The following is a 12,537-nucleotide window of genomic DNA, read 5'->3' on the forward strand; positions in this document are numbered from 1 at the left end:
ACAGGAACAACGATGACAAATCTAAAAAAGCGCGAGCGAGCCAAAACGAATGCATCGTTAATCTCTATGGTGCAGCGTTTTTCTGATATCACCATCATGTTCGGTGGGCTGTGGGTGGTGTGTCAGCTAAGCGACCTGTCGTTTTTATACATGCATCTGTTGATGGCGCTGCTGGCGCTGGTGGTCTTTCAGATGATCGGCGGGATGACCGATTTTTATCGCTCTTACCGTGGAGTCAAAATCACCACCGAGCTGATGTTACTTCTGCAAAACTGGACCTTAAGCCTGATTTTCAGCGCCGGGCTGGTGGCATTCAGCAGCGACTTTGATAACAGCCTGAAAACCTATCTTTGCTGGTACGCGTTAACCAGCGTCGGGATGGTGGTCTGCCGTTCCCTGATCCGCTGTATCGCAGGCTGGCTGCGTAACCGCGGCTATAACAAGCGTTACGTGGCGGTGGCAGGGGATCTGCCCGTGGGTCAAGCGCTGCTGGACAGTTTTCGCAAAGAGCCGTGGCTGGGCTTCGACGTTGTGGGGGTGTATCACGATGCTAAACCGGGCGGCGTGACGTCGGACTGGGCGGGTAACTACGACCAGCTGATCGAAGATGCGCGCGCGGGCAAAATTCATAACGTCTATCTCGCCCTGAAAATGAGCGAAGAGTCCTGTATCAAACACCTGATGCGTGAGCTGGCCGACACCACCTGCTCGGTGATCCTGATCCCTGACGTGTTTACCTTCAACATTTTGCACTCGCGTATTGAAGAAGTGAACGGCGTGCCGGTGGTACCGCTGTATGACACGCCGCTCTCCGGGATCAACCGTCTGCTCAAGCGCGCAGAAGATATCGTGCTCTCTTCTTTGATTTTGCTGCTGATCTCCCCGGTACTGTGCGGCATTGCGCTGGCGGTCAAAATCACCTCGCCAGGCCCGGTGATCTTCCGCCAGACCCGCTACGGGATGGACGGCAAGCCGATCATGGTATGGAAATTCCGCTCGATGAAGGTGATGGAAAACGACAGGGTCGTGACTCAGGCTACGCAGAACGATCCGCGCGTCACCCGCGTGGGCAACTTCCTGCGCCGCACGTCCCTCGACGAACTGCCGCAGTTTATCAACGTGCTGACCGGCGGAATGTCGATTGTCGGGCCACGTCCGCATGCGGTGGCGCATAACGAGCAGTACCGTGCGCTGATCGAGGGCTACATGCTGCGTCACAAAGTGAAGCCAGGCATTACCGGCTGGGCGCAAATCAACGGCTGGCGCGGCGAAACCGACACGCTGGAAAAAATGGAAAAACGCATTGAGTTCGATCTGGAATACATCCGCGAGTGGAGCGTCTGGTTCGATATCAAAATCGTGTTTCTGACCATCTTTAAAGGCTTTGTTAATAAAGCCGCGTATTAAGTGCCTGATGGAACAGGCTTAAAGGAGTGGTCATGAGTTTACGTGAAAAAACCATCAGCGGGGCCAAGTGGTCGGCGATGGCCACCATCATCATCATCGGTCTCGGGCTGGTGCAGATGACGGTGCTGGCGCGGATTATTGATAATCACCAGTTCGGCCTGCTGACGGTCTCGCTGGTGATTATCGCGCTGGCGGATACCCTGTCGGACTTCGGCATTGCCAACTCGATTATTCAGCGCAAAGAGATCAGTCATCTTGAACTCACGACGCTTTACTGGCTGAACGTCGGGCTGGGGATTGCGGTGTTTGTGGTGGTGTTTCTGCTGAGTGACGTTATCGGCGATGTGCTGAACAACCCGGATCTCGCGCCGCTTATCCGCACCCTGTCGTTTGCCTTTGTGGTGATCCCGCACGGTCAGCAGTTCCGCGCGCTGATGCAAAAAGAGCTGGAGTTCAACAAGATCGGCATGATCGAGACTACCTCGGTGCTGGCAGGTTTTACCTTCACCGTGGTCAGCGCCCATTTCTGGCCGCTGGCGATGACGGCGATCCTCGGGTATCTGGTCAACACTGCGGTGCGTACGCTGCTGTTCGGCTTCTTTGGCCGAAAGATTTACCGTCCCGGTTTTCACTTTTCGCTGGCGTCCGTCTCCTCCAATCTGCGTTTCGGCGCGTGGCTGACTGCCGACAGCATTATCAACTATGTGAATACCAATCTCTCCACGCTGGTGCTGGCACGTATTCTCGGTGCCAGCGTCGCGGGTGGCTATAACCTGGCGTACAACGTGGCGGTTGTTCCGCCGATGAAACTCAACCCGATCATTACCCGCGTGCTGTTTCCGGCGTTCGCCAAAATTCAGGACGACACGGACAAGCTGCGCGTGAACTTCTACAAGCTGCTGTCGGTGGTGGGGATTATTAACTTCCCGGCGCTGCTCGGGCTGATGGTGGTCTCCAATAACTTCGTTCCGCTGGTGTTTGGCGAGAAGTGGAGCGGGATTATCCCGATCCTGCAGCTGTTGTGCGTGGTGGGCCTGCTGCGTTCCGTCGGTAACCCGATTGGTTCACTGCTGATGGCCAAAGCGCGCGTCGATATCAGCTTCAAATTCAACGTCTTTAAAACGTTCCTGTTTATTCCGGCGATTATCGTCGGTGGGCACATGGCGGGCGCGATTGGCGTAACGCTTGGCTTCCTGCTGGTGCAGATAATCAACACCGTGCTGAGCTACTTCGTGATGATTAAACCGGTGCTTGGCTCCAGCTATCGCCAGTACATCCTGAGCCTGTGGCTGCCGTTTTATCTGTCGCTGCCGACGCTGGCTGTGAGCTACGGATTAGGATTTGTACTCAACGGACATCTGCCGCTGGGCGCGTTGCTGGCGGTACAGATCGCCGCAGGTGCGCTGGCGTTTGTGGTGATGATTGTGCTGTCCCGTAATGCGCTGGTGGTTGAGATGAAGCGCCAGTTTTGTCGCAGCGAAAAAATGAAAACATTGCTTCGTGCAGGCTGATTTTTTTTAAGAGGTCATTATGAAATTACTGATTCTGGGCAACCATACCTGCGGCAACCGTGGCGATAGCGCCATTCTGCGCGGCCTGCTGGATGCCATTAACACACTCGAGCCTGAGACAGAAGTGGATGTGATGAGCCGCTATCCGGTGAGCTCGTCGTGGTTACTCAACCGCCCGGTAATGGGCGATCCGCTCTACAGCCAGATGAAACAGCACAACACTGCCGCAGGCGTTGTGGGCCGCGTGAAAAAAGTGCTGCGTCGCCGCTATCAGCATCAGGTGCTGCTGTCGCGTGTCACCGACACCGGCAAGCTGCGCAACATTGCTATCGCCCAGGGGTTTACCGATTTTGTGCGCCTGCTGTCGGGCTATGACGCCATTATTCAGGTTGGCGGGTCGTTCTTTGTCGATCTCTACGGCGTGCCGCAGTTCGAGCATGCTCTTTGCACCTTTATGGCGAAAAAGCCGCTGTTTATGATTGGCCACAGCGTCGGGCCATTCCAGGACCCGCAGTTTAACCAGCTGGCGAACTATGTGTTTGGCCACTGCGATGCGCTGATCCTGCGCGAATCCGTGAGCCTGGATCTGATGAAACGCAGCGAAATTGATACCTCAAAAGTTGAGCACGGGGTGGATACGGCCTGGCTGGTGGATCACCAGAACGATAACTTTGAGGCCAGCTATGCAGTTCAGCACTGGCTGAACGTGGCGGCGAAACAGAAAACCGTGGCTATTACCCTGCGTGAACTGGCGCCGTTCGATAAGCGTCTGGGCACCACTCAGGCGGCTTACGAGCAGGCGTTCGCCGACATGGTGAATCGCGTGCTCGACAGCGGCTATCTGGTGCTGGCGCTCTCCACCTGTACGGGCATCGACAGCTACAACAAAGATGACCGGATGGTGGCGCTGAACCTGCGCAACCTCGTGAACGATCCGTCGCGCTACCACGTGGTGATGGATGAGCTTAACGATCTGGAGATGGGCAAGCTGCTTTCCGCCTGCGACCTGACGGTGGGCACACGCCTGCACTCTGCGATCATCTCCATGAACTTTGGCACGCCGGCTATCGCCATCAACTATGAACACAAATCAGCGGGCATTATGCAGCAGTTGGGCATGCCGGAGATGGCGGTGGATATTCGACATCTGCTGGACGGTTCCCTGGGCGCGATGGTGGGCGATACTCTCGGCCAGCTTCCGGCAATCAATGAACGCCTGGCGCATGCGGTGAAAGCCGAGCGGGAAAACGGGATTAGCATGGTCAAATCCGTCCTCGACCGCATCGGGGAGGGCAAATGAAGGTTGGTTTCTTCTTGCTGAAATTCCCGCTCTCATCGGAGACCTTTGTGCTGAACCAAATCACCGCGTTTATCGATATGGGATATGACGTGGAGATTGTCGCCCTGCAAAAGGGCGATACGCAGAATACTCATGCGGCCTGGACGCAGTATGATCTTGCGGCGAAAACCCGCTGGCTGCAGGATGAGCCACAGGGCCGCCTGGCGAAGCTGCGCTTTCGTGCAGGCCAGACGCTGCGCGGGCTGCATCGCACATCAACCTGGCGGGCGCTCAACGTTTCCCGCTACGGCGCTGAAGCGCGCAACCTGATCCTCTCCTCGATTCGCGGGCAAACGGCTCGGCCATTTCGCGCCGATGTGTTTATCGCCCACTTTGGCCCGGCGGGCGTGACAGCGGCAAAACTGCGCGAGCTGGGGGTGATTGACGGCAAAATCGCGACCATTTTCCACGGGATCGACATCTCCAGCCATGAGGTGTTGAACCATTACACCGGTGAATATCAGAAGCTGTTTCGTCGCGGCGACATGATGCTGCCAATCAGCGAACTCTGGGCCGGACGGCTGAAAACCATGGGCTGTCCGTCCGATAAAATCACCGTGTCGCGGATGGGCGTGAACATGGAGCGCTTTACCCAGCGCCCGGTGAAAGTGCCGGGTAAACCGCTGCAAATTATCTCTGTGGCGCGTCTCACCGAGAAAAAAGGGCTGCACGTGGCGATTGAAGCCTGCCGTCAGCTCAGGGCGCGTGGGGTGGATTTTCACTATCGCATTCTCGGGATTGGCCCGTGGGAGCGTCGCCTGCGCACGTTGATCGAGCAATACCAACTGGAAGGTTTTGTTGAGATGCCGGGCTTTAAGCCGAGTCATGAAGTCAAAGCCATGCTCGACGACGCCGATGTGTTCCTGCTGCCGTCCGTGACCGGTGCGGATGGCGATATGGAGGGAATTCCTGTTGCCCTGATGGAGGCGATGGCGGTGGGTATTCCGGTGGTCTCCACCGTGCACAGCGGCATCCCGGAGCTGATCGAGCCTGGCCATTCCGGCTGGCTGGTGCCGGAAAATAACGCGGTCGCGCTTGCCGACAGGCTGGCCGCGTTCAGCGATATCGACCAGCAGGAGCTGGCGCCCGTGCTGCATAACGCGCGGCAAAAAGTCGAAACCGAATTTAATCAGCAGGTAATAAATCGTCAGTTAGCGAGCCTGTTACAAACGCTATAAGCCGAGGTGGTATGCTGAAAAAAATAACCCGACGCAACTTTGTGACCGCCTGCTCGCTGCTGGCCGCGACGCCGTTGCTCACGTCACGTCTCGCACGCGCGGCGGGCAGCGGCACGGTCGATATCAGCCAGTACAATCGCAAGGACTGGATCGCTGCTTTTAAGCAGGCTTTTGTCGACGGCGATACGGTGGTGGTTCCGGTGGGACTCACCTGCGAGAACATCAACACCGGGATATTTATCCCCGATGGTAAAACCCTGCTGATTCGCGGGGCGCTCACCGGCAACGGGCGCGGGCGCTTTGTGTTACAGGAAGGCAGCAAGGTGATCGGCGAAGGGAAGGGCCGCACGGAAAACATCACCCTGGATGTGCGCGGCTCTGACTGCGTGATTCAGGGCCTGGCAATGAGCGGCTTTGGCCCGGTGACGCAGATTTACATCGGCGGTAAAAAACCGCGGGTGATGCGGAATTTGCTGATCGATAACATCAGCGTGTCGCAGGCCAACTACGCCATTCTGCGTCAGGGATTCCATAATCAGGTCGACGGCGCGCGGATCACGAACAGCCATTTCAGCCATTTGCAGGGCGATGCGATCGAATGGAACGTTGCCATTAACGACCGCAATATCCTGATCTCTGACCATGTGATCGACAATATCAACTGTACCAACGGCAAGATTAACTGGGGCATCGGCATTGGCCTCGCCGGGAGTACCTACGATAACGACTACCCGGAAAAGCAGACCGTGAAGAACTTTGTGGTGGCGAACATTACGGGCAGTAACTGTCGGCAACTGGTGCACGTGGAAAACGGTAAGCACTTTATTATTCGTAATGTGAAAGCCAAAAACATCACCCCGGATTTCAGTAAAAAAGCCGGGATTGATAACGCCACGGTGGCGATTTACGGCTGCGATAACTTTGTCATCGATAATGTTGATATGGTCAACAGCGCCGGGATGCTGATCGGCTACGGGGTGATTAAGGGCGATTACCTGTCGATTCCGCAAAACTTCAGGCTCAACAATATCCGCCTGGATAATCGACAGCTGGCATACAAACTGCGCGGCATACAGATTTCATCGGGCAACGCGACCTCGTTTGTCGCCATCACCAACGTGGAGATGCAGCGCGCGACGCTGGAGTTGCACAACAAACCGCAGCACCTATTTTTACGCAACATCAACGTGATGCAACAGGCGACAGTCGGGCCCGCGCTGAAGATGAATTTTGACCTGCGCAAAGACGTGCGCGGCAAGTTTATGGCGAAAGATGAGACGCTGCTCTCACTGGCGAATATTCATGCGGTCAATGAAAAAGGGCAGAGTTCGGTGGATATCGACCGGGTGGATCAGCAGGTGGTGAATGTGGAGAGGCTGAACTTCAAACTGCCCCACAGATAGAGTCTGCGTCAGCCATTTTGCGATTATTCTGTGTCAAAACTGTGACGTATTCGGACAACAACTACTGTAATTTGTGGGTCGAAAGCGTACCATCAGGTCCTGAATTACCGTAAAACATGCTGGCGAAAACGGGTTTAACAGCTATAATTCGGCAACCATTTTAAGGTGGAAGAAATAATGATTAATTTGAAAGCAGTCATTCCGGTAGCGGGCTTGGGTATGCATATGCTGCCAGCCACAAAAGCGATTCCTAAAGAGATGCTGCCGATCGTTGACAAGCCGATGATCCAGTACATCGTCGACGAGATTGTTGCTGCAGGGATCAAAGAAATCGTTCTGGTGACTCACTCTTCCAAGAATGCGGTAGAGAACCACTTCGACACCTCTTACGAACTCGAAGCGCTGCTTGAGCAGCGTGTTAAGCGTCAGCTTCTGGCCGAAGTGCAGTCTATCTGCCCGCCAGGGGTGACCATCATGAACGTGCGCCAGGCACAGCCGCTGGGTCTTGGGCATTCCATTCTCTGCGCGCGTCCGGTTGTCGGTGACAACCCGTTTATCGTGGTGCTGCCAGATATCATTCTGGACAATGCTTCAGCCGATCCGCTGCGCTATAACCTCGCCGCTATGGTGGCGCGTTTCAATGAGACGGGCCGTAGCCAGGTGCTGGCGAAACGCATGAAAGGCGATCTGTCTGAGTACTCTGTGATTAAAACCAAAGAGCCGCTGGATTCAGAAGGGCAGGTGAGCCGTATTGTTGAATTCATCGAAAAACCCGATCAGCCGCAGACACTGGCTTCTGACCTGATGGCAGTAGGCCGCTATGTCTTGAACGCTGATATCTGGGCCGAGCTGGAAAAAACGGAACCCGGTGCCTGGGACCGTATTCAGCTGACGGATGCCATTGCAGAACTGGCGAAAAAACAGTCGGTGGATGCGATGCTGATGACCGGTGACAGCTACGACTGCGGTAAGAAAATGGGCTATATGCAGGCGTTTGTAAACTATGGGCTGCGCAACCTGAAGGAAGGGGCGAAGTTCCGTAAGAGCATTGAGAAACTTCTGACGAGCGAGTAATTCTACAGGCCTCCTAAGCGCGCAGCACGAAAGTAGCGGCAACCGATCATTCTGAGTGAAGGCAAATCCTCAAGAATGCTCGTTGCCGTTTTTTGTTTTTAAAGTTCTCACATTACAATAAGTTAGCTGATGTTTTTTTGGGCGACTTGATAAGGATTTCTACTTGTTTCTGTCGTCGATAAGGACGACAATTAACAGACTTCTATGGTTGTCCAGTTACGCCTAACGTCCGAAAAATGACCATAAGTCAACACATCTTGCGAATGTACTCAGTGCACTGGTAGCTGTTAAGCCAGGGGCGGTAGCGTGCATATTTTCTGTTTTCGCTCATATTATTCTGAATTCAGAACATCAATATCCCGATATATTCAATCAACGGAATAGCTAACGTGAAAATTCTTGTTACTGGCGGTGCTGGTTTTATTGGCTCTGCAGTTGTGCGGCATATTATTAAAAATACCCAGGATGAAGTGGTTAACGTTGATAAGTTGACCTATGCCGGTAACCTGGAGTCGCTTGCAGAAGTGAGTGACAGTGAGCGTTACGCATTTGAGCAGGCAGACATCTGCGATAAAACGGCGATGGAGCGCATTTTTGCTGAGCACAAACCTGATGCTGTCATGCATTTGGCTGCTGAAAGCCACGTGGATCGTTCCATTACGGGGCCTGCGGCATTTATCGAAACCAATATAGTCGGGACTTATGTCCTGCTGGAAGCCGCGCGCGCATACTGGTCTGCGTTGAATGAAGATGCAAAAGCCGCATTCCGCTTCCACCACATTTCGACTGACGAAGTGTATGGCGATCTGCCCCATCCTGATGAGCACCCGGCTTCAACCGAGCTGCCGCTGTTTACTGAAACGACGGCTTATGCGCCGAGCAGCCCGTATTCCGCGTCCAAAGCGTCAAGCGATCACCTGGTTCGCGCATGGCTGCGTACCTATGGTTTCCCAACCATTGTGACTAACTGTTCTAATAACTACGGTCCCTATCATTTCCCGGAAAAACTTATTCCGCTGGTGATCCTCAACGCTCTGGACGGTAAAGCATTGCCGATTTATGGCAAAGGCGATCAGATCCGTGACTGGCTGTATGTTGAAGATCATGCCCGTGCTCTCTATGCCGTTGTCACTCAGGGTAAGCCTGGTGAGACGTACAACATTGGCGGCCATAACGAGAAGCAGAACCTTGATGTTGTTCATACCATCTGCGATCTGTTGGATGAAATCGTACCGAAAGACGGCTCCTATCGCGATCAGATCACTTATGTGACCGACCGTCCGGGACACGACCGCCGCTATGCAATCGATGCCCATAAAATTGGTGAAGAATTGGGCTGGAAACCGCAAGAAACGTTCGAGAGCGGGATCCGCAAAACAGTGGAATGGTATCTCAGCAATCAGGATTGGGTGAATAACGTGAAAAGTGGCGCTTATAAAACCTGGATTGAGCAGAATTATGGAGAGCGTCAGTAATGGACATTCTCCTGTTTGGTAAAACAGGGCAGGTGGGCTGGGAATTACAGCGCGCCCTCGCTCCCCTTGGTAATCTCATCGCCCTGGATGTCCATTCCAAAGATTATTGTGGTGATTTTAGCAATCCTGAAGGTATTGCCGAGACGGTGCGTTCGATTAAGCCTGATGTGATCGTTAACGCAGCCGCACATACCGCGGTGGACAAGGCCGAATCCGAGCGAAAATTCGCTGAGCTACTGAATGCAACAAGTGTTGAAGCGATTGCAAAAGAAGCTGCCAAGATTGGTGCCTGGGTTGTTCATTACTCCACAGATTACGTCTTTCCTGGCGACGGCGAGACGCCCTGGCAGGAAACCGATGCAACGGCACCGCTGAACGTTTATGGTCAGACTAAACTTAACGGCGAAAAAGCGCTGCAGGCGAATTGTGCTAAGCATCTGATTTTCCGCACCAGCTGGGTATACGCCGGTAAAGGGAACAACTTTGCTAAAACGATGCTGCGCCTGGCAAAAGAGCGGACTGAGCTGTCAGTGATCAACGACCAGATTGGTGCCCCGACGGGAGCTGAGCTTTTAGCTGATTGTACCGCGCACGCTATTCGTGTGGCGCTGGCAAAACCCGAAGTGGCGGGGCTGTATCATCTTGTAGCATCAAATACCACAACCTGGTACGACTACGCCGCATTGGTGTTCGAACAAGCTCGAGAAGCGGGTATTGAATTGGCAATCGAAAAATTGAATGCCGTTCCGACATCAGCGTATCCGACTCCGGCAAAACGGCCGCAAAATTCACGCCTGAACACCGAAAAGTTCCAACGGAACTTTGATCTGGTATTGCCGTCCTGGGATATTGGCGTGAAACGTATGCTCGCTGAACTGTTTACCGCTCAATCTATTTAAATATTTTAAATGCTCTTTAGAGGGCATTTTGCGTTTATAGAGAAAAATGATGACTACGCGTAAAGGTATTATTCTGGCTGGTGGTTCTGGCACTCGTCTTTATCCTGTGACAATGGCGGTAAGTAAACAATTGCTGCCTATCTATGATAAACCGATGATTTATTATCCATTGTCGACACTGATGTTGGCGGGAATTAAAGATATTCTGATCATCAGTACACCGCAGGATACGCCGCGCTTTGAGCAACTGCTCGGCGACGGCAGCCAGTGGGGGCTGAACCTGCAATATAAAGTGCAGCCTAGTCCTGATGGTCTGGCGCAGGCCTTTATTATTGGCGAAGAGTTCATTGGTGACGATAGTTGCGCGCTGGTGCTGGGCGATAACATTTTCTATGGTCATGACCTGCCAAAACAGCTTGAAGCTGCGTTGAATAAAGATGCTGGTGCAACGGTTTTTGCCTATCACGTTAACGACCCTGAGCGCTATGGCGTTGTAGAGTTTGATAAAAAGGGTACGGCCATCAGCCTGGAAGAAAAGCCGCTGGAGCCTAAGAGTAACTATGCCGTAACGGGTCTCTATTTCTACGATAATGATGTTGTAGAAATGGCGAAAAACCTGAAACCTTCTGCGCGCGGTGAGTTGGAAATCACGGATATCAACCGTATGTATCTGGAGCAGGGGCGTCTTTCAGTTGCCATGATGGGACGCGGTTATGCCTGGCTTGATACCGGTACACATCAGAGCCTGATAGAAGCGAGCAATTTCATTGCCACCATAGAAGAGCGTCAGGGACTGAAAGTTTCCTGCCCGGAAGAAATTGCGTATCGTAAAGGTTTTATCGACGCTGATCAGGTTAAGAAACTGGCAGAGCCGTTGAAGAAAAATGCATACGGTCAGTACCTGCTGAAAATGATTAAAGGCTATTAAGCAATGAATGTGATTAAGACTGATATTCCAGATGTTTTGATTTTTGAACCGAAAGTATTTGGTGATGAACGTGGTTTTTTCTTTGAAAGCTTCAGCCAGAAAGTGTTTGAAGAGGCGGTAGGTCGCAATATTGAGTTTGTTCAGGATAATCATTCGAAATCACATAAAGGGGTACTTCGCGGTCTCCATTTACAAGAGGAGCCATATGCGCAAGGTAAACTAGTACGTTGCGTTGTCGGCGAAGTTTTTGATGTAGCTGTGGACGTGCGAAAGCATTCATCAACGTTTGGTCAGTGGGTAGGTGTTAACATTTCAGCTGAGAATAAGCGCCAGTTGTGGATTCCTGAGGGCTTTGCTCATGGTTTTTTAACTTTATCAGAAACAGTAGAATTTCTGTATAAAACAACAAACTATTATCATCCGGAATCAGAAGTTACTATATCCTGGAATGACCCAGAGTTGAACATTAAATGGAGAACCAACACACCTCCACAAATCTCAGGGAAAGACAAAGAAGGTATTTCGTTCAAACAATATAAGCAAGAATATTAAATGATGGAAAATAAAATATCTTTATTAGTAAACTCTTTAAATGAAATTGATAATTTAAGACGAAATATCATTCCTTTAGTTGATATATTTGATGAGGTTATCATCGTTGATATGAAAAGTAATGATGGCTCGCGTGAGTTATTTGAAAATATTGAAAATACTAAGTTCATAGAAATTGATAAAATGGGATACGTTGAGCCAGCAAGAAAAACGGGTATAGACGCGTGTAAAAATGATTATATTTTCATTTTAGATGCTGACGAATCACCTTCAAAAAAAATAATCAGCGAACTGAGAAAGTTCCAATCTGGCAAAGGACTTAGTGGATTCGATGACGTTTTAAACAGTGGTTTGCTTATTCCCAGACTTAATCGTATGTTTGAAAAAGATATCGTATGGGGTAAATTTTCACCAGAAAATGATCGTCAGTTAAGATTTTTTAGAAGAGATACAGTAGTTGTGTCAGATGTGATTCATGCGGGTTTAAGGTTCCGCGATGACATTTCAAATGTCAAGACTTTGTCTTTCAAAAAAGGTTATTACCTATATCATTACCATTCCACAACAGCTTTAGAATTTATAAGTAGACTTGTCAGATATTCTGAATTTGAAGGCTTCATTGATAGTGGTGAACAAAGCTTTAATGTAAAAAAAGCTTTAAAAGCGTTTTCGCGTGAATATATTATAGAGGGTGGTTTTATGCATGGTAGAGTTGGTTTTGCATTAGCATATATTCTTTCTCTTCGTGCTTTTCTAAAAGGGTCATAATAA

11 protein-coding genes are annotated in these 12,537 nt (G+C 51.4%); all 11 read left to right on the top strand.

All coding sequences use genetic code 11. The features are described from left to right. Positions 1 to 12: 12 nt before the first annotated feature. Positions 13 to 1,407 carry an undecaprenyl-phosphate glucose phosphotransferase gene (wcaJ, locus tag DAI21_RS12785; protein ID WP_107703269.1) on the top strand — a complete coding sequence of 465 codons (1,395 nt, stop codon included), beginning with the start codon at positions 13 to 15 and terminating at the stop codon, positions 1,405 to 1,407. A gap of 32 nt (positions 1,408 to 1,439) precedes the next feature. Continuing rightward, a complete protein-coding gene (gene wzxC, locus DAI21_RS12790) occupies positions 1,440 to 2,918 on the top strand; it encodes a colanic acid undecaprenyl disphosphate flippase WzxC (protein ID WP_102104089.1) in 1,479 nt (492 codons plus the stop codon). A gap of 19 nt (positions 2,919 to 2,937) precedes the next feature. After that, positions 2,938 to 4,218 carry a colanic acid biosynthesis pyruvyl transferase WcaK gene (gene wcaK, locus DAI21_RS12795; protein WP_107703270.1) on the top strand — a complete coding sequence of 427 codons (1,281 nt, stop codon included), beginning with the start codon at positions 2,938 to 2,940 and terminating at the stop codon, positions 4,216 to 4,218. Continuing rightward, complete coding sequence (gene wcaL / locus DAI21_RS12800; protein ID WP_107703271.1) at positions 4,215 to 5,435, top strand: colanic acid biosynthesis glycosyltransferase WcaL; 1,221 nt, start codon at positions 4,215 to 4,217, stop codon at positions 5,433 to 5,435. Before wcaK ends, wcaL begins: the two co-directional genes overlap by 4 nt. Before the next feature lie 11 nt (positions 5,436 to 5,446). Then, entirely contained in the window at positions 5,447 to 6,838 is a 1,392-nt protein-coding gene (gene wcaM, locus DAI21_RS12805) for a colanic acid biosynthesis protein WcaM (protein ID WP_107703272.1), read from the top strand. A gap of 177 nt (positions 6,839 to 7,015) precedes the next feature. Continuing rightward, positions 7,016 to 7,912 (top strand): GalU regulator GalF, encoded by an 897-nt coding sequence (gene galF, locus DAI21_RS12810; protein ID WP_102104084.1) that lies wholly within the window; start codon positions 7,016 to 7,018, stop codon positions 7,910 to 7,912. A 389-nt stretch (positions 7,913 to 8,301) separates the two neighbouring features. After that, positions 8,302 to 9,387, top strand: coding sequence for a dTDP-glucose 4,6-dehydratase (gene rfbB, locus DAI21_RS12815; protein WP_107703273.1), 1,086 nt, complete (start codon positions 8,302 to 8,304; stop codon positions 9,385 to 9,387). Next, positions 9,387 to 10,286 carry a dTDP-4-dehydrorhamnose reductase gene (rfbD, locus tag DAI21_RS12820; protein ID WP_107703274.1) on the top strand — a complete coding sequence of 300 codons (900 nt, stop codon included), beginning with the start codon at positions 9,387 to 9,389 and terminating at the stop codon, positions 10,284 to 10,286. The genes rfbB and rfbD overlap by 1 nt, the downstream gene beginning before the upstream one ends. 49 nt (positions 10,287 to 10,335) lie before the next feature. Continuing rightward, a complete protein-coding gene (gene rfbA / locus DAI21_RS12825) occupies positions 10,336 to 11,214 on the top strand; it encodes a glucose-1-phosphate thymidylyltransferase RfbA (RefSeq protein WP_107703275.1) in 879 nt (292 codons plus the stop codon). Positions 11,215 to 11,217: 3 nt separating this feature from the next. Continuing rightward, positions 11,218 to 11,766, top strand: a complete 549-nt coding sequence (gene rfbC / locus DAI21_RS12830; protein ID WP_107703276.1) for a dTDP-4-dehydrorhamnose 3,5-epimerase — start codon at positions 11,218 to 11,220, stop codon at positions 11,764 to 11,766. After that, positions 11,767 to 12,534, top strand: a complete 768-nt coding sequence (locus DAI21_RS12835) for a glycosyltransferase family 2 protein (protein WP_234419477.1) — start codon at positions 11,767 to 11,769, stop codon at positions 12,532 to 12,534. Positions 12,535 to 12,537: the final 3 nt, after the last annotated feature.

Origin of the sequence: Lelliottia sp. WB101 (genome assembly GCF_003051885.1) — a bacterium.
In the GTDB taxonomy this organism is placed as follows: domain Bacteria; phylum Pseudomonadota; class Gammaproteobacteria; order Enterobacterales; family Enterobacteriaceae; genus Enterobacter; species Enterobacter nimipressuralis.